General features: G+C 60.2%; 17 protein-coding genes. 15 read left to right on the forward strand and 2 right to left on the reverse strand.

Annotation, left to right across the window (positions count from 1 at the left end):
* Positions 1–127: 127 nt before the first annotated feature.
* A complete protein-coding gene (locus ACA072_RS24620) occupies positions 128–445 on the forward strand; it encodes a Rieske (2Fe-2S) protein (RefSeq protein ID WP_497621161.1) in 318 nt (105 codons plus the stop codon).
* Here the strand turns inward: ACA072_RS24620 and sfsA are convergent.
* Entirely contained in the window at positions 442–1,155 is a 714-nt protein-coding gene (gene sfsA / locus ACA072_RS24625; protein ID WP_497621163.1) for a DNA/RNA nuclease SfsA, read from the reverse strand. The two genes, ACA072_RS24620 and sfsA, sit on opposite strands and share 4 nt — an antisense overlap.
* Complete coding sequence (locus tag ACA072_RS24630) at positions 1,155–2,327, reverse strand: pyridoxal phosphate-dependent aminotransferase (protein WP_438657618.1); 1,173 nt, start codon at positions 2,325–2,327, stop codon at positions 1,155–1,157. The genes sfsA and ACA072_RS24630 overlap by 1 nt, the downstream gene beginning before the upstream one ends.
* A gap of 334 nt (positions 2,328–2,661) precedes the next feature.
* Here ACA072_RS24630 and dksA point away from each other — a divergent pair, with 334 nt between their 5' ends.
* The 14 genes from dksA (at position 2,662) to ACA072_RS24700 (ending at position 20,388) form a co-directional block, all read left to right on the forward strand.
* Entirely contained in the window at positions 2,662–3,102 is a 441-nt protein-coding gene (dksA, locus tag ACA072_RS24635) for an RNA polymerase-binding protein DksA (protein WP_109634884.1), read from the forward strand.
* A gap of 199 nt (positions 3,103–3,301) precedes the next feature.
* Positions 3,302–4,198, forward strand: a complete 897-nt coding sequence (gluQRS, locus tag ACA072_RS24640) for a tRNA glutamyl-Q(34) synthetase GluQRS (protein ID WP_497621164.1) — start codon at positions 3,302–3,304, stop codon at positions 4,196–4,198.
* A gap of 77 nt (positions 4,199–4,275) precedes the next feature.
* On the forward strand, positions 4,276–4,452 hold the full coding sequence (locus tag ACA072_RS24645; RefSeq protein WP_003176118.1) for a hypothetical protein: 177 nt from the start codon (positions 4,276–4,278) through the stop codon (positions 4,450–4,452).
* Complete coding sequence (locus ACA072_RS24650) at positions 4,436–7,390, forward strand: sensor histidine kinase (RefSeq protein ID WP_162556248.1); 2,955 nt, start codon at positions 4,436–4,438, stop codon at positions 7,388–7,390. Before ACA072_RS24645 ends, ACA072_RS24650 begins: the two co-directional genes overlap by 17 nt.
* A gap of 22 nt (positions 7,391–7,412) precedes the next feature.
* Positions 7,413–8,849, forward strand: a complete 1,437-nt coding sequence (locus ACA072_RS24655; protein ID WP_109634889.1) for a sigma-54-dependent transcriptional regulator — start codon at positions 7,413–7,415, stop codon at positions 8,847–8,849.
* Positions 8,850–9,713: 864 nt separating this feature from the next.
* Positions 9,714–11,114, forward strand: coding sequence for a polynucleotide adenylyltransferase PcnB (locus tag ACA072_RS24660; protein ID WP_497621165.1), 1,401 nt, complete (start codon positions 9,714–9,716; stop codon positions 11,112–11,114).
* Between the two features lie 3 nt (positions 11,115–11,117).
* Positions 11,118–11,603: a 2-amino-4-hydroxy-6-hydroxymethyldihydropteridine diphosphokinase gene (gene folK, locus ACA072_RS24665; protein WP_497621167.1), complete on the forward strand. Its 486-nt coding sequence runs from the start codon at positions 11,118–11,120 to the stop codon at positions 11,601–11,603.
* Positions 11,604–11,970: 367 nt separating this feature from the next.
* On the forward strand, positions 11,971–12,771 hold the full coding sequence (gene panB, locus ACA072_RS24670) for a 3-methyl-2-oxobutanoate hydroxymethyltransferase (RefSeq protein ID WP_497621169.1): 801 nt from the start codon (positions 11,971–11,973) through the stop codon (positions 12,769–12,771).
* Positions 12,768–13,628 carry a pantoate--beta-alanine ligase gene (gene panC / locus ACA072_RS24675; RefSeq protein WP_497621171.1) on the forward strand — a complete coding sequence of 287 codons (861 nt, stop codon included), beginning with the start codon at positions 12,768–12,770 and terminating at the stop codon, positions 13,626–13,628. The genes panB and panC overlap by 4 nt, the downstream gene beginning before the upstream one ends.
* 196 nt (positions 13,629–13,824) lie before the next feature.
* A complete protein-coding gene (gene panD / locus ACA072_RS24680) occupies positions 13,825–14,205 on the forward strand; it encodes an aspartate 1-decarboxylase (RefSeq protein ID WP_003228271.1) in 381 nt (126 codons plus the stop codon).
* Between the two features lie 225 nt (positions 14,206–14,430).
* Positions 14,431–16,095, forward strand: coding sequence for a glucose-6-phosphate isomerase (pgi, locus tag ACA072_RS24685; protein ID WP_497621173.1), 1,665 nt, complete (start codon positions 14,431–14,433; stop codon positions 16,093–16,095).
* 231 nt (positions 16,096–16,326) lie between these two features.
* Complete coding sequence (gene acs / locus ACA072_RS24690) at positions 16,327–18,264, forward strand: acetate--CoA ligase (protein ID WP_497621175.1); 1,938 nt, start codon at positions 16,327–16,329, stop codon at positions 18,262–18,264.
* 50 nt (positions 18,265–18,314) lie between these two features.
* Positions 18,315–19,187: an oxygenase MpaB family protein gene (locus ACA072_RS24695; RefSeq protein ID WP_497621176.1), complete on the forward strand. Its 873-nt coding sequence runs from the start codon at positions 18,315–18,317 to the stop codon at positions 19,185–19,187.
* Between the two features lie 184 nt (positions 19,188–19,371).
* Complete coding sequence (locus ACA072_RS24700) at positions 19,372–20,388, forward strand: class I SAM-dependent rRNA methyltransferase (RefSeq protein WP_497621177.1); 1,017 nt, start codon at positions 19,372–19,374, stop codon at positions 20,386–20,388.
* Positions 20,389–20,443 lie beyond the last annotated feature (55 nt).

Raw genomic sequence — 20,443 nt, forward strand, 5'->3', positions numbered from 1 at the left:
CACCTGCACCCGAAGGGCGAAGGGCGAAGGGCGAAGGGCGAAGGGCGAAGCGGCCATTTGATAATTGTTTGCATTTGAACGTCAAGCTCGGACATATCCGGTCACGAGCTGCAGAATGAGGATAGACATGAAGTTGCTGTGCACAGGAGCCGAATTGGCTGACAACAGCAGTCGTGGTTTCGACGTCGACGGCCAGAAACTCTTCGCCGTGCGCCGGGGCGGCCAGGTGTATGTCTACATCAATCGCTGCCCGCACCGGGGCGTTGGGCTGGAATGGAAACCCGACCAGTTTCTCGACCCTAGCAACAGCCTGATCCAGTGCGCCACCCACGGCGCACTGTTCCTGATCGAAGACGGTGAATGCGTCGCCGGCCCGTGCGCCGGGCAATCCCTGACCACCGTTGCCAGCCGCGAAGATGAAGAAGGTATCTGGATCGGCCTTTAGCCTTTCAGCAGCACTTCCAGTCGTCGATCAACCACCATTTCTTCGTGGGTCAAGCGCACGCCATAAGCCAGCACCTCGACGCCGCACGCCACCGCCTCACGCAAGGCCGCCGCGTAGGCCGAATCGATCTCCTCCGCGGGACGCACCGCTTCAATGCCGGTCAGGTTGACGCAATACAACTGCACCGCGCGAATCCCGTCCCGAGCCAGATGGGCCAGTTCCCGTAAATGCTTGGCTCCCCGCTGCGTCACCGCGTCGGGAAACGCCGCCACCGATGAACCGTCGAAGCCCAGGGTCACGCTTTTGACTTCCACATACGCCGGCCCGGCCGGGTAATCGAGACGAAAATCGATGCGGCTGCTTTCCTGCCCGTAGGCCACTTCACGTTTCAACTCGGTAAAGCCGTTCAGTTCGGTAATCACACCCGCCCGCAACGCCTCTTCGATCAATCCGTTGGCGCGCCCGGTGTTCACGCAAAACTGCCGGCCTTGAGGTGTTTCACCGATTTCCCAAGTGCCGGGCAATTTGCGTTTTGGGTCGTTGGAGCGACTGAACCAGACTTGCCCGCCTTCTACTTGGCAGTTGAGCATCGAGCCAGTGTTGGGGCAGTGAATTGTCAGCAACTCGCCGCCAACGGTTTCGATATCGGCGAGAAAACGCTTGTAGCGGCGGATCAGGCGACCTTCTTCGAGGGGAGGATGAAAACGCATCAGCCTTGCCAGCTCCGCAATCCACGAGCGATCCGCTCGACCGCTTCCTCCAGGCGCGGCAGGCTTTGGGTGTACGCAAAACGCACGTGATGTCCGGCCTGATAGCGCCCGAAGTCCAGGCCCGGGGTAATTGCCACGTGTTCGGTTTCGAGGAAATGTCGGCAGAACGCGAAGGCATCGCCGCCGAACTTGCTAATATCGGCGTACAAGTAGAACGCACCTTCCGGCTCGACGGCGATGCCGAAGCCCAGTTCTCGAAGCGCTGGCAACAGGAAATCCCGACGACGTCCGAATTCGGCGCGACGCTCTTCCAGAATGCTGATCGTGGCCGGTTCGAAGCAGGCCAGTGCGGCGTGCTGGGCCATGCTCGGGGCGCTGATATAGAGGTTCTGCGCGAGTTTTTCCAGCTCGCCGACCGCCGCTTCAGGCGCAACCAGCCAGCCAAGACGCCATCCGGTCATGCCGAAATACTTGGAAAAACTATTGAGGACGAAGGCGCTGTCATCGACTTCCAGGACACTGGCAGCATCGGTGCCGTAAGTCAGGCCATGGTAGATCTCGTCCACCACCAGATGACCGTGGCGCTCCTTGATCGCCGCCGACAAGCCGGCCAGCTCGTCGCGGGTCAGGATGGTCCCGGTCGGGTTGGCGGGCGAGGCCACCAAGGCGCCGACGCTGTCTTGATCCCAATGGCGCGCCACCAGATCCGGCGTCAGCTGATAACGCACATCCGGGCCGACCGGCACCAGTTGCGCAGCGCCTTCGACCAAACGCAGGAAATGCCGATTGCACGGGTAACCCGGGTCCGCCAGCAGCCAGTGTTTGCCCGGGTCGACCAGCAAAGCGCTGGCCAGCAACAGCGCACCGGAACCGCCAGGCGTGATGAGGATTCGCTGCGGATCAATGTTCAAACTGTAACGCTGTTGATAGAAATTCGAGATCGCTTCGCGCAACTCGGGGATTCCGCGCGCAGCGGTGTAACGGGTTTTTCCCGCCGTCAGTGCCGCCTGGCCGGCCTGAATGATCGGCTCGGCGGTGGTGAAGTCCGGCTCGCCGATTTCCAGGTGGATCACATCGTGACCCGCAGCCTGCAATTCATTGGCCCGCGCCAGCAGCGCCATGACATGGAAAGGTTCGATCGCGCGACTGCGGGCACTGTAGGACTGAGCCATTAGCCTTCCTTACAACGGAGAAAAGAATCGATTCTACCCAAGCGCCGGAACGAGCGAGAACCTAAAGCGGTCAGAGCCGTTATATCCCTGGCCACAAACGACTCAAGCGTGTACCCCAGGTTTGACTAAAATCAATAATTGATCAGGCCTCCAACGCCGCCAGACAAGGCTTTGCAATCATTTGCAAGCCCCTTGGGCCACTACCTCGACATCCGGGAGTAGCGCGGCCCGATTTGATCTGGTAAGTTCGCCCGCTTGCAGCCGCAGGGCCGGCAGGTGTCGGTGATGGAGCAATCCTGCGCAATGGATTACAAGAGTAGAGGCGGTCCATTTCATGCCCACCCAAGCAAAGCAGCAAAACACGTCGATCAGCGGCTTCGAACCCTACAAAGAAGTAAAGGGCGAGGAGTACATGGGCAAGCCCATGCGCGCTCACTTCACCAAGATCCTGAATAAGTGGAAACAGGACTTGATGCAGGAAGTCGACCGTACGGTTGATCACATGAAAGACGAAGCGGCCAACTTCCCTGACCCGGCAGACCGTGCCAGCCAGGAAGAAGAGTTCAGCCTTGAGCTGCGTGCCCGCGATCGCGAGCGCAAGTTGATCAAAAAGATCGACAAGACGCTGCAGCTGATCGAAGACGAAGAATATGGCTGGTGCGAGTCCTGCGGCGTCGAGATCGGCGTCAAGCGACTGGAAGCCCGCCCTACCGCCGACATGTGCGTTGACTGCAAGACCCTGGCGGAAATCAAGGAAAAGCAAGTCGGCAAGTAATCTCGCCTTGAACGAACAACGGAGCGTGCGAACGCTCCGTTTTTGTTTCTGATATTTGCCACAGCCGTAAACCTGTGGGAGCGGGCTTGCTCACGAAAGCGGTGGGTCAGACAACATAAATGTTGAAGCTCATGGCCCCTTCGCGAGCAAGCCCGCTCCCACAGGGACTGCGCATGACCAGACAAAGTAAACTTGCCCCATGACCGCCATCGCCTCCCCCGCCTACATCGGACGCTTCGCCCCCACGCCCAGTGGCCATCTGCATTTCGGTTCGCTGGTCGCCGCGCTGGCCTCGTACCTTGACGCGCGTACGGTGGGTGGCCGCTGGCTGATGCGCATGGAAGACCTCGATCCGCCACGGGAAGAGCCCGGCGCTCAGGCCGCCATCTTGAAAGCCCTGGAAAGCTACGGTTTCGAGTGGGACGGCGAAATGGTCCGCCAGAGCGACCGGCACGAGGCGTACGCCGAAGTCCTCAATCGCCTGTTCAATCACGGCTTCGCTTACGCCTGCACCTGCTCGCGCAAACAATTGGAGCCGTACCACGGCATTTACCCGGGCCTGTGCCGAAATGCCGGCCACGGCACTGAAGACGCGGCGATTCGACTGCGTGTGCCCGAGCTGGACTACCACTTCATCGACCGCGTGCAAGGCGAGTTCCGCCAGCATCTGGGCCGGGAAGTCGGCGATTTCGTGATCCGCCGCCGCGACGGGCTCTACGCCTATCAACTGGCGGTGGTGCTGGACGATGCCTGGCAAGGCATCACCGACATCGTCCGGGGCGCTGACCTGCTGGACTCCACGCCGCGCCAGCTCTACCTGCAAGAACTGCTGGGCCTGCGGCAACCGCGCTATCTGCACATCCCGCTGATTACCCAGCCCGATGGCAACAAACTGGGCAAATCCTACCGCTCGCCGCCGCTGACCGAAGATCAGGCCACGCCTTTGTTACTGCGTGCGTTGCGCGCACTGGGGCAAAACCCGGGCAAGGAACTGGCCTATGCGACACCAAGGGAAGTGCTGGATTGGGGCATCGCCCACTGGGATGCGTTATTAATCCCGCGCACACTCACCCTGCCCGAAGCACAACTACAGTGATCACACTTGCAGTGGCGCGCCCATCCGTTACCATCGCCGCACGTTTTCGGGCACGCGCATAAAAAAGAGAGGCCGGGATGTACATCTATCGCTTGGTCCTGCTTTTGGTAGTGGGGATTTATCTGTTCTCCCCGGCCATCATGGATTGGTGGATCGACGCCACTGGCGCCTGGTATCGCCCTTATCTGCTCTGGCTGATTCTGATCGTCGTGACCTTCATCCTGCAGAGCCAAAAAGATGCCGATGAGCTTTAGCCTGACCCAGATGATCCTGATCAGCGCCGCGTACCTGGCGGTGCTGTTCGGCGTCGCCTGGATCAGCGAACGAGGCATGATCCCCCGGGCGATCATTCGCCACCCGTTGACCTACACCCTGTCGCTGGGTGTGTATGCCAGCGCCTGGGCGTTTTACGGCACGGTGGGCCTGGCCTATCAGTACGGCTACGGCTTCCTGTCCAGTTACCTCGGGGTTTCCGGGGCGTTTTTGCTGGCGCCGGTGTTGCTGTACCCGATCCTGAAAATTACCCGCACGTATCAGCTATCGTCGCTCGCCGACCTGTTCGCCTTCCGTTTCCGCAGTACCTGGGCCGGCGCACTGACCACGATTTTCATGCTGATCGGCGTGCTGCCATTGCTGGCGTTGCAGATTCAGGCGGTCGCCGACTCCATCGGCATCCTCACCCGCGAGCCCGTGCAGCACCGCGTGGCCCTGAGTTTCTGCGCACTGATTACGCTGTTCACGATCTTCTTCGGCTCGCGCCACATCGCCACCCGCGAGAAACATGAAGGTCTGGTATTCGCGATTGCGTTTGAGTCGGTGATCAAGCTGATCGCCATTGGCGGTGTCGGCCTGTATGCCCTTTATGGCGTGTTCGATGGCCCGCAACAGCTGGAACTGTGGCTGCTGCAAAACCAGACCGCCCTCGCCGCCTTGCACACGCCGTTGCAGGAAGGCCCGTGGCGCACGCTGCTGCTGGTGTTCTTCGCCTCGGCGATCGTGATGCCGCACATGTACCACATGACCTTTACCGAGAACCTCAACCCGCGCTCGCTGGTCAGCGCCAGTTGGGGATTGCCGCTGTTCCTGCTGCTGATGAGCCTGGCGGTTCCGCTGATTCTCTGGGCCGGCCTGAAACTTGGCGCCACAACCAATCCGGAATACTTCACGCTCGGCATCGGTATCGCCGCCAACAGCAAAGCGCTGGCGCTACTCGCCTATATTGGCGGATTGTCGGCCGCCAGCGGGCTGATCATCGTCACCACCCTGGCGCTGTCCGGGATGGCGCTGAACCATTTGGTGCTGCCGCTCTATCAACCGCCGGCCGAAGGGAACATCTATCGTTGGCTGAAGTGGACCCGCCGCGCGCTGATCGTTGCGATCATCATGGCCGGTTACGGCTTCTACCTGTTGCTGGGCGCCGAACAAGACCTGGCCAACCTCGGCATCGTCGCGTTTGTGGCCACACTGCAATTCCTGCCTGGTGTGTTGTCGGTACTGTATTGGCCGACCGCCAACCGTCGCGGCTTCATCGCGGGTTTGCTGGCGGGGATTCTGGTGTGGCTGGTGACCATGCTGTTGCCGCTGGTCGGCAATCTGCAGGGCTTTTACATTCCGCTGCTGAACATGATCTACGTGCTGGACGACACCAGTTGGCACATGGCCGCGATCGCGTCCCTGGCCGCCAACGTGCTGATGTTCACCCTGATCTCGCTGTTCACCAACGCCAGCCCCGAAGAGGCCAGCGCCGCCGAAGCCTGCGCCGTGGACAACGTGCGCCGACCGCAACGCCGGGAATTGCACGCTGCCTCGCCCCAGGAATTCGCCACACAACTGGCCAAGCCGTTAGGCGCCAAAGCTGCGCAGAAAGAAGTCGAGCAAGCCTTGCGCGATCTCTATCTACCGTTCGACGAGCGCCGGCCTTATGCCTTGCGCCGCTTGCGCGACCGAATCGAAGCCAACCTCTCCGGCCTGATGGGGCCAAGCGTGGCTCAGGACATGGTCGAGACCTTCCTGCCGTATAAGGCCGGCGGCGAAAACTACGTCACCGAAGACATCCACTTCATCGAAAGCCGCCTCGAGGACTACCACTCGCGCCTCACCGGCCTTGCCGCCGAACTCGATGCCCTGCGCCGCTATCACCGCCAGACCTTGCAGGAATTGCCAATGGGCGTTTGCTCGCTGGCCAAGGATCAGGAAATCCTCATGTGGAACAAAGCCATGGAGGAGCTGACCGGGATTGCCGCGCAGCGTGTGGTCGGTTCGCGCTTGAGCACCATTGCCGATCCGTGGAAAGAACTGCTGCAAGGCTTCATCAATCTGCCGGACGAGCATTTGCACAAGCAGCACCTGGCCCTTGATGGCCAGACCCGCTGGCTGAATCTGCACAAAGCGGCGATCGATGAACCGCTCGCGCCGGGTAACAGTGGATTGGTGTTGCTGGTGGAAGACCTTACCGAAACCCAGATGCTCGAAGACAAACTGGTGCACTCCGAGCGCCTGGCCAGCATCGGCCGACTCGCCGCCGGCGTCGCCCATGAAATCGGCAACCCGATCACCGGCATTGCTTGCCTGGCGCAGAATCTGCGCGAAGAGCGTGAAGACGATGGCGAGCTGAAGGAAATCAGTGGGCAGATCCTGGAGCAGACCAAACGCGTGTCACGCATTGTTCAGTCGCTGATGAGTTTCGCTCACGCCGGCAGCCATCAGCACAGCGACGAGCCCGTCTGTCTGGCCGAAGTGGCTCAGGATGCCATCGGTTTGCTAGCCCTGAACCGACGCAATTTCGAAGTGCAGTTCTATAACCTGTGCGATCCCGATCACTGGGTCGAAGGCGATCCGCAACGCCTCGCCCAGGTACTGATCAACCTGCTCTCAAACGCCCGTGACGCCTCGCCTCCCGGGAGTGCGGTGCGGGTCAAAAGCGAAGCCGGCGAACACACGGTCGATCTGATCGTGGAAGACGAAGGCAGCGGTATTCCGAAGAACATCATGGACAGATTGTTCGAACCTTTCTTCACCACCAAGGATCCTGGCGAAGGCACCGGTCTGGGCCTTGCACTGGTCTATTCCATCGTTGAAGAGCATTATGGACAAATCACCATCGACAGCCCGGCTGATGTACAAAGCCAACGCGGCACCCGTATCCGGGTGACCTTGCCGCGTCATGTCGAAGCGACGTCCGCTGTGAACTGAGACCGTCGAGAGTATCGAATCAATGCCGCACATTTTGATCGTCGAAGACGAAACAATTATCCGCTCCGCCTTGCGCCGCCTGCTGGAACGTAACCAGTACCAGGTCAGCGAAGCCGGTTCAGTGCAGGAAGCACAAGAACGCTTCACCATTCCCACGTTCGACCTGATCGTCAGCGACCTGCGTCTGCCGGGCGCTCCGGGCACCGAGTTGATCAAGCTCGGCCAGGGCACTCCGGTGCTGATCATGACCAGCTACGCCAGCCTGCGTTCGGCCGTCGACTCGATGAAGATGGGCGCGGTCGATTACATCGCCAAGCCTTTCGATCACGACGAAATGCTCCAGGCCGTTGCCCGCATCTTGCGTGACCGCCAATCGCTGCCAGCCAGCGGCGAACCGGTCACCGGCAAAGCCGGCAATGGCGCAGCGAAACCGGGTGTCGATAACAGCAACGGCGAAATCGGCATCATCGGCTCGTGCCCGCCGATGCAGGATTTGTACAGCAAGATCCGCAAAGTCGCGCCGACCGATTCCAATGTCCTGATCCAGGGCGAATCCGGAACCGGTAAAGAACTGGTGGCGCGCGCCCTGCACAACCTGTCCAGACGCGCCAAGGCACCGATGATTTCGGTGAACTGCGCAGCCATTCCGGAAAGCCTGATCGAGTCCGAACTGTTCGGCCACGAAAAAGGCGCGTTCACTGGCGCCAGCGCCGGGCGAGCCGGTCTGGTGGAAGCGGCGGATGGCGGCACCCTGTTCCTCGACGAAATCGGCGAACTGCCACTGGAAGCCCAGGCCCGCTTGCTGCGCGTGTTGCAGGAAGGCGAGATTCGTCGGGTCGGTTCGGTCCAGTCACAGAAAGTCGATGTGCGCCTGATCGCCGCGACTCACCGGGACCTCAAGAGCCTGGCGAAGATCGGCCAGTTCCGTGAAGACTTGTATTACCGCCTCCACGTGATCGCGCTGAAATTGCCGGCCCTGCGCGAACGCGGTGCCGACGTCAACGAGATCGCCAATGCCTTCCTGGCGCGGCAGAGCGCGCGGGTCAACCGCACCGATCTGAAGTTTGCGGCGGATGCCGAACAGGCGATTCGTCATTACTCCTGGCCGGGTAACGTTCGTGAACTGGAAAACGCAGTAGAGCGCGCCGTCATCCTGTGCGAGAGCCCGGAGATTTCCGCCGAGCTGCTGGGGATCGACATCGAACTGAGCGATCTGGAAGACGACGACTTCATCGGCCTGCCCCCGCAACAGGGCAACGGTGCCAGCAATAACAATCATGAGCCGACCGAAGACCTGTCGCTGGAAGACTACTTCCAGCACTTCGTGCTTGAGCATCAGGACCACATGACGGAAACCGAACTGGCCCGCAAACTCGGGGTGAGCCGCAAATGCCTGTGGGAACGTCGTCAGCGCCTGGGTATTCCGCGACGCAAGACCGGGGTGGCCAGCGAGAGCTGAACGTCACCTGTCAGGTGTGCGGGTAACACGTGACTTTGTGAAAAAACTGTTACCTCAGTCTTTTCACGTAACAGAAGCCGGGGCTTACGGTAACGAAGCCCCGGTTTTTTTTGCCTTCAAAAACCCCATCTGCCAGCCTAACCCCTTGTTTTACTAGGCCTCGCAAAAGTTGGCACGCACCCTGCTATATGTTCAGTACAAGAACAATAACAAGCAATGCACAAGACAATAAAAATAAGACGAATCGACTCACGCACAATAAAAACAAGACGGCGAGAGGCGCAGCTAACTGATTCTTTTGGAGAGGCGTTGTATTTGGGGCTTGCCCCACGACCAGGCCGAGAATAATAAAAAACTGTCCTAAGACAGTGCCTGAACTGGTTGGATCGCAAGATCACTGCAACACAGCGACCAAAGCAATCCGTTTGCTCTTGGCTCCCGATTGGGAGGGTCATGAAGGAAAAGCTTCATGGCGAGGGCACCTAACAAAAACAAAAAGCCCGAATCAACAATAAAAATAGAGCATGCAACTACTTTCTTGGGGAGCTTCGGCTCCCCTTGTAGTTTCTGGCGTTTGAGCCCCTGTAGCAGCTGTCGAGCAACGCGAGGCTGCGTTCGGTTGCGTAGCAGCCGCAATACAGACAGCCGGTTTCTTCTGACACACCGCAATCTCTGGTTTACGACGGCTTCGCCGCCGAACGCTGCCTCGCGCTGCTCGACAGCTGCTACAGCGGTACCTTCCGGACATGCCCTTCAAGTGCTTGCGCAGCTTCCTACACCATCCCCCGACTAAATGCTAGAATCCCCGCCCATCATGCGGTCATTCTTCGTTATGGCCGAACATTCCTTCAAACAGTGCATCCCATGCTGAAGAAGTTGTTCCAGTCATTCCGTTCTCCCAAGCGTCATACGCAACACATTCGCAGTACGCCTGAAGTGCTCAACAGCGGCCAGCATTCGCTGCAAAAGGGCCAATTCAGCCGTTATGCGGTGAACATCGTCGAACGCCTGCAGAACGCTGGCTACCAGGCTTATCTGGTTGGCGGCTGTGTGCGTGACATGCTCCTGGGCATCACGCCCAAGGATTTCGACGTCGCCACCAGCGCCACCCCTGAACAGGTTCGTGCCGAATTCCGCAACGCGCGGATCATCGGTCGCCGCTTCAAACTGGTGCATATCCACTTTGGCCGCGAAATCATCGAAGTCGCGACCTTCCGCGCCAATCACCCGCAAAACGACGAGGAAGAAGACAGCAACCAGTCTTCCCGTAACGAAAGCGGGCGCATCCTGCGCGACAACGTCTACGGTACGCTGGAAGAAGACGCGCAACGCCGCGACTTCACCATCAACGCCCTGTATTACGACCCGGTCAGCGAGCGCATTCTCGATTACGCCAATGGCGTACACGACATCCGCAATCACCTGATCCGCCTGATCGGCGATCCGAAGCAACGCTACCAGGAAGATCCGGTGCGGATGCTGCGGGCCGTGCGTTTCGCCGCCAAGCTGAATTTCGGTATCGAAAAACACAGCGCCCAGCCGATCCGCGACCTGGCGCCGATGTTGCGTGAGATTCCGTCAGCCCGCCTGTTCGAAGAAGTGCTCAAGCTGTTCCTCTCCGGCCATGCCGCGGACACCTTCGAGATGCTGGTCGACCTGCAGTTGTTCGATCCGCTGTTCCCGGCCAGTGCCGAGGCGCTGGAATACAACCCGACGTATACCCACACTTTGATCAGCGAAGCGTTGATCAATACCGACCTGCGCATCAAGCAGAACAAACCGGTGACCCCGGCATTCCTGTTCGCAGCCCTGCTGTGGCCTGCCCTGCCGGCTCGCGTACTGCGTCTGCAAGAACGTGGCATGCCGCCGATTCCGGCGATGCAGGAAGCGGCTCACGAGCTGATTGCCGAACAGTGCCAGCGGATCGCGATTCCAAAACGTTTCACCATGCCGATCCGCGAGATCTGGGACATGCAGGAGCGTCTTCCACGCCGCAGCGGAAAGCGTGCCGACCTGTTGCTGGACAACCCGCGGTTCCGCGCCGGTTACGACTTCCTGCTGCTGCGCGAAAGCGCTGGCGAGGAGACCGATGGCCTGGGCGAATGGTGGACCGACTATCAGGACGCCAACGACAGCGAACGTCGGGACATGATCCGCGACCTCAGCGGCAAGGATGAAGGCACCGGCGCGCCACGCAAACGTCGTCGCAGCGGTGGCGCCAAGCGCAAACGCGCGGCCGGCGCACCGAGTGCCACGGGCGAGTAATCCATGGAACGCATCTACATCGGCATGGGCAGCAATCTGGCTGACCCCGCCGAACAATTGCGCAGCGCCATCGAGGCGCTCGCGCAGTTGCCGCAGACCGAACTGGTCGGTGTGTCCGGGTTTTATCAGAGCGACTCGCTCCTGCCCGGCCAACCGCGTTACACCAACGCAGTCGCCGCCCTCGACAGCACGTTCACACCGCTGGACCTGCTTGATGCGCTGCAAGCCATCGAAAACGGACAGGGCCGCGAGCGTCTTGAGCGCTGGGGGCCGCGCACGCTGGACCTCGACATCCTGCTGTTTGGCGACCGGCTGATCGACGAACCCAGGCTCAAGGTGCCGCACTACCACATGCAGGAGCGGGCGTTCGTTCTGTATCCGTTGGCGGAGTTGGCGCCTGCGGATCTGCTTCTGGCAGATGGCCGCAGCCTGAAAGCATTACTCGCAGAGTGCCCGTTCGTCGGCCTGGAACGCCGCCCCCAAAATTGACACCAACCCCCTGTGGGAGCGGGCTTGCTCGCGAATGCGGTGTGTCAGCCACCATCAATGTTGAATGACACACCGCATTCGCGAGCAAGCCCGCTCCCACACTGGTTTTTGTGTCAGACACAGGATTGCAGCTGCTGAAACGCATCAGTTACCCCGGTAACACCGACCACGTAACAATGCGGTAACACATGCAATTGACTTCCCGAGTTCTCCTCACGACTATAGGCGTCCCGCTGCCGCCAACACGGCATTGAAGGGCGCAATCCAGGCCTTAAAAGCACGACAACAGACCGTGCGCCTGTATTTAACGAAGAATCACGCGCGTTACTCGCAGTAGTTTCCACAGCGCCTGAATGAGGAACTTTTCATGCCAGCCATCACCCTGACCACCCTGCAAGGTCTCAAGCAAAAAGGTGAAAAAATCACCATGCTGACCTGCTATGACGCGACCTTCGCCCACGCCTGCAATCAGGCCGGCGTCGAAGTGCTGCTGGTGGGCGACTCCCTCGGCATGGTTTTGCAGGGTCACGACAGCACCCTGCCGGTGACCACTGCGGAAATGGCGTACCACGTGGCAGCCGTCAAACGCGGCAACGCCGATGCGCTGATCCTCGCCGACCTGCCGTTCATGGCCTACGCCACCACCGAACAAGCCATGAGCAACAGCGCCCTGTTGATGCAAGCCGGTGCGCACATGGTCAAGGTTGAAGGGGCCTTGTGGCTCGCCGACTCGATCCGTCTGCTGGCCGAACGGGGTATCCCGGTGTGCGCGCACATGGGCCTGACGCCGCAGTCGGTCAACATTCTGGGCGGTTACAAGGTCCAGGGCCGCAGTGAGAACCAGGCGCGGCAAATGCGCGCCGACGCCATCGCCCTGGAGCAGGCCGGAGCAGCCATGCTGTTGCTTGAGTGCGTACCGAGCGAACTGGCCCAGGAAATCACTCAGGCAGTGGGTATTCCGGTGATCGGCATCGGTGCCGGCAGTAGCACCGACGGCCAGGTCCTGGTCCTGCACGATATGCTGGGCCTGTCGATTACCGGCCGCGTGCCAAAATTCGTAAAGAACTTCATGAACGGCCAGACCAGCATTCACGCTGCACTGAGTGCCTACGTCACTGAAGTCAAAGCAGCCTCATTCCCTGGGATCGAACACGGATTCTCTGCATGAACACCGTAAAAACCGTACGCGAACTGCGGGCCGCCGTGGCCCGCGCGCGCAGCGAAGGCAAGCGCATCGGCTTCGTGCCGACCATGGGCAACCTGCACAGCGGTCATGTCGCGCTGATCACCAAAGCGACCCAACGGGTGGATTTCGTGGTCGCGAGCATTTTCGTCAACCCGCTGCAATTCGGCGCTGGCGAAGACCTCGACAAGTACCCACGGACCCTGGCGGCTGACCAGGAGAAACTGCTCCAGGCCGGTTGCCACTTGCTGTTCGCGCCGACCGTAGAAGAAATGTACCCCGACGGCATGGCCGGCCAGACCCGTGTCAGCGTCCCGCAACTCTCCGAAGGTCTGTGCGGCGCCAGCCGTCCCGGGCATTTCGAAGGCGTGGCGACGGTGGTCTGCAAGCTGTTCAACATGGTCCAGCCGGACCTGGCGATCTTCGGCCAGAAAGACTTCCAGCAACTGGCGGTGATCAAATCCCTGGTTCATGACCTGAACATGCCGGTGCAGATCATTGGCGAACCGACCGTGCGTGCGGCCGATGGCCTGGCGCTGTCGTCGCGCAATGGTTTCCTCAGCGAAGAGCAACGGGCTGTTGCGCCGGTGGTGTATCGCGGCTTGAGCCTGATTGCCGAGGCGATCAAACAGGGCGACCGGGATTTCCCGGCGTTGATCGACGCACAGATCAAGCAGCTCGAAGCAGCGGGATTGCGCCCCGATTACCTGGAAATTCGTCACGCGCAAACCTTGCGCCCGGCGACTCCCGAGGATCGGGACCTGGTGATTCTGGTGGCGGCGTTCCTCGGTACCACGCGGTTGATCGACAACTTGCACCTGAACCTCGACGCTCCCGCCTGAACACCGCAATACCCCCTGTGGGAGCGGGCTTGCTCGCGAATGCGTTGTGTCAGTCACAGCAATGCTGAATGACACACCGCATTCGCGAGCAAGCCCGCTCCCACAGGGGGATCTGTGTCGTCTCCAGACTGTATTGCTGCCTCTGAAGCCTTCGGGCAAACTGCCCGCCGTTCGATTCCGACCTGGGAAACCACTCATGCACGCCATCATGCTCAAAGCCAAGCTGCATCGCGCCGAAGTCACTCACGCAGTTCTCGATTACGAAGGTTCTTGCGCCATTGACGGCGAATGGCTGGACTTGTCCGGTATCCGTGAATACGAACAGATCCAGATTTATAACGTCGACAACGGCGAACGCTTCACCACCTACGCGATTCGTGGCGAAGAAGGCTCGCGCATGATCTCGGTCAACGGCGCCGCTGCGCACAAGGCCAAGGTCGGTGACCGGGTGATCATCTGTGCCTACGCGCATTACAGCGAAGCCGAGTTGCTCAACTTCAAGCCACGCATGCTCTACATGGCGCCGGGCAATGAGCTGAGCCACACCAGCAATGCCATTCCGGTTCAGGTCGCCTGATCGAACTGACGCCCCTCCCGTTTGTCGAACCGTTCCCTGCTTTGTGTATAAAAAAGTACCGGGAACGTGTTAGACAAAGTCAAGACAGATCGCAGCGCGAGGTTTACTGTATTCGCCCTGTGTCATTGAAATCGTGTCGACGCAGTTGACCGGACGCCTACCCATGGCGCGCCGGGATTTTCAGTGTTCAAAAAAGCCGTTCAAGTAAAAAGGAAACCCGCAGCGATGGCGTACTACCGCACTCCTCATGACGTTACCGCTCTGCCCGCCTGGCAAGCGTTGAATGACCACCGCCAAGCCATGCAGGATTTCAGCATGCGCGAGGCCTTCAATGCCGATCCGCAGCGCTTTACTCAATTCACCCTCAGCAGCTGCGGCCTGTTTCTCGATTACTCGAAGAACCTGATCAACGCCGAGACCCGCAATCTGCTGGTGGGCCTGGCCAATGAAGTCGACCTCAAGGGTGCGATCAAATCGCTGTTCGACGGCGAAATCGTCAACTCGTCGGAAGGTCGTCCTGCCCTGCACACCGCCCTGCGCCGCCCGGTCGGCGACAAGCTGTCGGTGAACGGCGTCAACGTGATGCCTGAAGTGCACAAAGTGCTGAACCAGATCACCGATCTCGTCGGCCGTATCCACGACGGTCTGTGGCGTGGTTACACCGAAAAGCCGATCACGGACGTGGTGAACATCGGCATCGGTGGCTCGTTCCTCGGCCCTGAGCTGGTCTCTGAAGCGCTGCTGTCCTACGCCCAGAAAGGCGTGCGCTGCCATTACCTGGCGAACATCGATGGCAGTGAGTTCCACGAGCTGACCATGAAGCTGCGCGCCGAGACCACGCTGTTCATCGTTTCGTCGAAATCCTTTAACACTCTCGAAACCCTGAAAAACGCTCAGGCCGCTCGCGCCTGGTACCTGGCTCAGGGTGGTTCGGAAGCCGAGTTGTATCGTCACTTCATCGCCGTTTCCAGCAACAACGCGGCGGCCGTGGCGTTCGGTATCCGCGAAGAAAACATCTTCCCGATGTGGGACTGGGTCGGCGGCCGTTACTCGCTGTGGTCGGCCATCGGTCTGCCAATTGCGCTGGCCATCGGCATGTCCAACTTCAAAGAACTGCTGTCCGGTGCCTACACCATGGACCAGCACTTCCAGAGCGCGCCATTCGAGCAGAACATGCCGGTGCTGCTGGCGTTGCTCGGCGTCTGGTACGGCAACTTCTGGGGCGCGCAAAGCCACGCGATCCTGCCGTACGACCACTACCTGCGTAACATCACCAAGCACTTGCAACAGCTGGACATGGAATCCAACGGCAAGAGCGTGCGCCAGGACGGTACACCAGTGTCCACCGATACCGGTCCGGTGATCTGGGGTGGCGTGGGTTGCAACGGTCAGCACGCGTATCACCAATTGCTGCACCAGGGCAGCCAACTGATTCCGGCCGATTTCATCGTGCCGATTGTCAGCTTCAACCCGGTCTCCGACCACCACCAGTGGCTGTACGCCAACTGCCTGTCGCAGAGCCAGGCGTTGATGCTCGGCAAGACACTGCCGGAAGCCGAAGCCGAACTGCGCGACAAAGGCATGAGCGAAGAAGAGGTGCATAAACTCGCACCGCACAAGGTGATCCCGGGCAACCGTCCGAGCAACACCATTGTGGTCGAGCGCATCAGCCCTCGCCGTCTCGGTGCGCTGGTGGCGATGTACGAACACAAAGTCTTCGTGCAAAGCGTGGTCTGGGGCATCAATGCCTTCGACCAGTGGGGCGTGGAACTGGGTAAAGAGCTGGGCAAAGGCGTCTACAACCGTCTGGTTGGCAGCGAAGAAACCCCGGCTGACGATGCTTCCACCCAAGGCCTGATCAACTACTTCCGCGGCCGTCACCGCGGTTGATCTGACGCCCCGCCCACAGAATTTGTGAAGCACACATTCTGTGGGCAACAACAATTCCCTGTGGGAGCGGGCTTGCTCGCGAATGCGCTGTGTCATTCAGCTTAAGTGTTGACTGGCACACCGCATTCGCGAGCAAGCCCGCTCCCACATTGGTTTTTGTGTCTGGCTTGAACCCTTTCGCTACTCGGCGCATCTTTAGATCTTGTCGCAAAACAAGAATAAGGAACCGTCATGTTCGATATCAGCACATTCCCCAAAGCCGATGCCGTCCGCCGGGCTGCAAACCTAAGTCAAGACGACTACCACCGCCTCTACCGCCAATCCATCGAACACCCCAGTGAGTTCTGGGCTGAGCAGGCCACCCGCTTTCTCGACTGGAGCACGCCGTGGGACTCCGTCCAGCGCTATAACCTGAAAACCGGCGAGGCCAGCTGGTTTGCCGGTGGCAAACTGAACGTCAGTTACAACTGCATCGACCGTCATCTGGAAAAGCGCGGCGATCAGATCGCCATCCTCTGGGAAGGCGATGACCCCGCCGAATCCGCGCAGATCACCTACAAAAAGCTCCATCACAACGTCTGTCGCCTGGCCAACGTGCTCAAAAGCCGTGGCGTGAAAAAGGGCGACCGCGTGTGCATCTATATGCCGATGATTCCCGAAGCGGCCTACGCCATGCTTGCCTGCACGCGGATTGGCGCGGTGCATTCGGTGGTGTTCGGTGGCTTCTCTCCAGACTCGGTGCGCGACCGGATTCTCGACGCCGACTGCCGCACGGTGATCACCGCCGACGAAGGCGTGCGCGGTGGCAAATTCGTACCGCTCAAACAGAAAGTCGACCAGGCGCTGCAAAGCTGTCCGAACGTCAGCACCGTCATCGTCGTCGAGCGCACCCAAGGCCAAGTGGACTGGGTTGAAGGTCGCGACCTCTGGTATCACCAGGCGCTGCGCGACGTCAGCGACGATTGCCCGCCGGAACCGATGGACGCCGAAGACCCGCTGTTCATCCTCTACACCTCCGGCAGCACCGGCAAACCCAAAGGCGTGCTGCACACCACTGGCGGCTATCTGCTGCAAGCGGCAATGACCTTCAAGTACGTGCTCGACTATCGCGATGGCGAAGTCTTCTGGTGCACCGCCGACGTCGGCTGGGTCACCGGCCACAGTTACATCGTCTACGGCCCGCTGGCCAACGGCGCGACCACGCTGATCTTCGAAGGCGTGCCGAGCTACCCGAGCAGCTCGCGCTTCTGGCAGGTGATCGACAAACACCACGTCAACATTTTCTACACCGCCCCGACTGCGCTGCGCTCGCTGATGCGTGAAGGTCCGGAACCGTTGAAGGAAACGTCGCGCGCGAGCCTCAGGCTACTCGGCAGCGTCGGCGAGCCGATCAACCCGGAAGCGTGGGATTGGTACTTCAACGTGGTCGGCGAGCAGCGTTGCCCGATCGTCGACACTTGGTGGCAGACCGAAACCGGCGGCATCATGCTCAGCCCGCTGGTCAGCGCGCAACGGATCAAACCGGGCTGCGCCACCCAACCGATGTTCGGCGTGCAACCGGTGTTGCTGGATGAAACAGGCAAGGAAATCCAAGGCGCCGGCAGCGGCGTGCTGGCGATCAAATCCAGCTGGCCGGCACAGATCCGCAGCGTCTATGGCGACCCGCAACGCATGGTCGACACCTACTTCAAGCCCTACCCCGGCTACTACTTCACCGGCGACGGCGCGCGGCGCGACGAAGATGGCGATTACTGGATCACCGGGCGCATCGACGACGTGATCAACGTCTCCGGGCACCGCATCGGCACCGCCGAAGTGGAAAGCGCCCTGGTGCTGCACGACAGCATCGCCGAGGCCGCCGTGGTCGGTTATCCCCACGACCTCAAGGGCCAGGGCATCTATGCCTTCGTCACGCCCATGAACGGCACCGAGGCCAATGACGAACTGAAGAAAGAATTGCTGGCCCACGTCAGCAAGGAAATCGGCAGCTTCGCCAAACCGGACTTGATCCAGTGGGCGCCGGCCTTGCCGAAAACCCGTTCAGGCAAGATCATGCGGCGCATCCTGCGCAAGATCGCCTGTAACGAACTGGACAGCCTCGGTGACACTTCGACCCTGGCCGACCCGAGTGTGGTCCAGGAGTTGGTCGATAGACGCCTGAACCAATAAGCCCTGCGCGGTCAGTAATGGCCGCGTTTTATTTTCGCCACTGAGTTGCCATGGAATTCATCCGTACCCGCATCGAAAGCCAGCTCATGAGCCTGACCGGTCTGTCCCTGGGCAAACTCGACCTGGAAAATCCCAAGGGCGATCCCGGCCTGTTCGGTCCCGATTCGGTGAGTTGGCAAGTCCACGGTGATTTCAGCAGCATGCTCATCGGCGGCATCAGCGCGCTGATGCTGCAAGCGCTACATCCACTGGCCCTGGCCGGGGTTTGGGATCATTCGAATTTTCGCGAAGACATGATCGGCCGATTGCGCCGCACCAGTCAGTTCATCTCCGGGACGACGTTCGGTTCGCGCAAGGACGCCGACTGGCTGATCGAGAAGGTTCGCACCATTCACCTGCAAGTGGTCGGCATTGCACCAGACGGCCGGCCTTACGCCGCCAGCGATCCCGACTTGCTGACCTGGGTGCACGTGGCCGAGGTCAGCAACTTCCTCGCCGCGCATCTGCGTTATCGCAATCCGCACCTTTCATTGATTGATCAGGACCGTTACTACGGCGAAATCGCGCTGGTAGCGGAACGCTTGGGCGCCCGCGATGTGCCGCGCAACCGCAAGGAAATCGCCGATTACCTTGGACGAATCCGCCCGCAATTGCTGTGCGACCACCGCAGTCGCGAGGTGCTGCGATTGTTGTTGAATGCACCCGCCCCCAGTCGCATGGCCAAGCCGTTTGGCGGCTTGATGATGCAGGCCGGGATCGATTTGCTGCCGGACTGGGCCAGCGACATGCTCGGCGTCAATCAGAACCCGTTGCAACGCCAACTGATCCGCGCCAGCGTCAAGCGCAGTGCGCCAATGTTGCGCTGGGCAATGCGCAATGGCTCGGTACAGCGGGCCAAGCGGCGGATGGGGTTACTGACCTGACGCTTCGCACCGTACACCGAAAAAACTCGTGGCGAGGGAGCTTGCTCCCGCTCGAGTGCGAAGCGCTCGCAAAATAATCCGACAAGGCTGAGATTTTGGGGCCGCTTCGCAGCCCAGCGGGAGCAAGCTCCCTCGCCACAGTGTTAAACTCCCGCGCCAAATTCCCTCCTGCAAGGCGCCCAGCATGTCTTCCTTGAATCAGGCGCTGCGCGCCGCCCTCGATCATCGCCAGGACCTGCTCACCGAGCTGCATCAGCAAGGCACCGATTGCTATCGCCTGTTCCACGGCAGCCAGGAAGGCGCCGGTGGCCTGACCATCGACCGCTATGGCCCGCAATTGCTGGTGCAAAGCTTCCACCAGGCGCTGGAGCGGGACGCCCTGCTGCAACTGCACGAGACCATCAATCAACACCTGAGCCTCGAAACGCTGCTGGTCTACAACGACCGCTCCCGGGGCAACTCGCGCATCGACCGCGAAGACACCGTCTACCGCGCCGACGAGGCCGCCCTGCAAGACTTGATCGGCCACGAATGGGGCCTGAACTACCGGGTTCGCGGGCGTCATGCCGGCCAGGATCCGCTGCTGTTCCTCGACCTGCGTAACACCCGCGGCTGGGTCAAAGAGCACAGCAAAAACAAAAGCGTACTCAACCTGTTCGCCTACACCTGTGGTGTCGGCCTGAGTGCCGCCGCCGGTGGGGCAAGCGAGGTGTGCAACCTGGATTTCGCCGAGGGCAATCTGGCGGTCGGCCGTGAGAACGGTCTGCTCAATCCGCAGCTGCCAGCGATGGAGTTCATCCAGTCCGATTACTTCCCGGCCATCCGCCAACTCGCGGGGCTGCCGATCAGCCAACGGCGCGGGCAGAAACTGCCGAGTTACCCACGTCTTGAACAGCGTCAGTACGACCTGGTGCTGCTCGATCCACCGGCCTGGGCCAAGAGCGCGTTTGGCACGGTCGACCTGCTGCGCGACTACCAGAGCCTGCTAAAACCTGCACTGCTGACCACCGCCGACAACGGCGTGCTGATCTGCTGCAACAACCTGGCAAAGGTCAGCATGGACGATTGGCGCGAACAGGTTTTGCGTTGCGCGCAGAAGGCCGGGCGTCCGGTGCGTGAGTGGACCGTGATGAAACCGGGCGGCGATTTCCCGTCGGTGGATCAACAGCCGCCGCTGAAAACGCTGATTCTGCAACTCTGATCACGCAGGAACTTTCCTACGCTGTTTTCTGAAAAAGCAGAACAGTGCGATCACT

The sequence above is a fragment of the Pseudomonas sp. LBUM1656 genome, from assembly GCF_059716065.1.

What these genes read in the sequence shown, in the direction of transcription:
- ACA072_RS24655 (WP_109634889.1), top strand. Translation starts at nt 7,413, where the DNA reads ATGCCGCACATTTTGATCGTCGAAGACGAAACAATTATCCGCTCCGCC.
- panD (WP_003228271.1), top strand. Translation starts at nt 13,825, where the DNA reads ATGCACGCCATCATGCTCAAAGCCAAGCTGCATCGCGCCGAAGTCACT.
- ACA072_RS24700 (WP_497621177.1), top strand. Translation starts at nt 19,372, where the DNA reads ATGTCTTCCTTGAATCAGGCGCTGCGCGCCGCCCTCGATCATCGCCAG.
- ACA072_RS24620 (WP_497621161.1), top strand. Translation starts at nt 128, where the DNA reads ATGAAGTTGCTGTGCACAGGAGCCGAATTGGCTGACAACAGCAGTCGT.
- folK (WP_497621167.1), top strand. Translation starts at nt 11,118, where the DNA reads ATGGAACGCATCTACATCGGCATGGGCAGCAATCTGGCTGACCCCGCC.
- acs (WP_497621175.1), top strand. Translation starts at nt 16,327, where the DNA reads ATGTTCGATATCAGCACATTCCCCAAAGCCGATGCCGTCCGCCGGGCT.
- ACA072_RS24630 (WP_438657618.1), bottom strand. Translation starts at nt 2,327, where the DNA reads ATGGCTCAGTCCTACAGTGCCCGCAGTCGCGCGATCGAACCTTTCCAT.
- gluQRS (WP_497621164.1), top strand. Translation starts at nt 3,302, where the DNA reads ATGACCGCCATCGCCTCCCCCGCCTACATCGGACGCTTCGCCCCCACG.
- panB (WP_497621169.1), top strand. Translation starts at nt 11,971, where the DNA reads ATGCCAGCCATCACCCTGACCACCCTGCAAGGTCTCAAGCAAAAAGGT.
- ACA072_RS24660 (WP_497621165.1), top strand. Translation starts at nt 9,714, where the DNA reads ATGCTGAAGAAGTTGTTCCAGTCATTCCGTTCTCCCAAGCGTCATACG.
- ACA072_RS24645 (WP_003176118.1), top strand. Translation starts at nt 4,276, where the DNA reads ATGTACATCTATCGCTTGGTCCTGCTTTTGGTAGTGGGGATTTATCTG.
- pgi (WP_497621173.1), top strand. Translation starts at nt 14,431, where the DNA reads ATGGCGTACTACCGCACTCCTCATGACGTTACCGCTCTGCCCGCCTGG.
- panC (WP_497621171.1), top strand. Translation starts at nt 12,768, where the DNA reads ATGAACACCGTAAAAACCGTACGCGAACTGCGGGCCGCCGTGGCCCGC.
- sfsA (WP_497621163.1), bottom strand. Translation starts at nt 1,155, where the DNA reads ATGCGTTTTCATCCTCCCCTCGAAGAAGGTCGCCTGATCCGCCGCTAC.
- ACA072_RS24650 (WP_162556248.1), top strand. Translation starts at nt 4,436, where the DNA reads ATGCCGATGAGCTTTAGCCTGACCCAGATGATCCTGATCAGCGCCGCG.
- ACA072_RS24695 (WP_497621176.1), top strand. Translation starts at nt 18,315, where the DNA reads ATGGAATTCATCCGTACCCGCATCGAAAGCCAGCTCATGAGCCTGACC.
- dksA (WP_109634884.1), top strand. Translation starts at nt 2,662, where the DNA reads ATGCCCACCCAAGCAAAGCAGCAAAACACGTCGATCAGCGGCTTCGAA.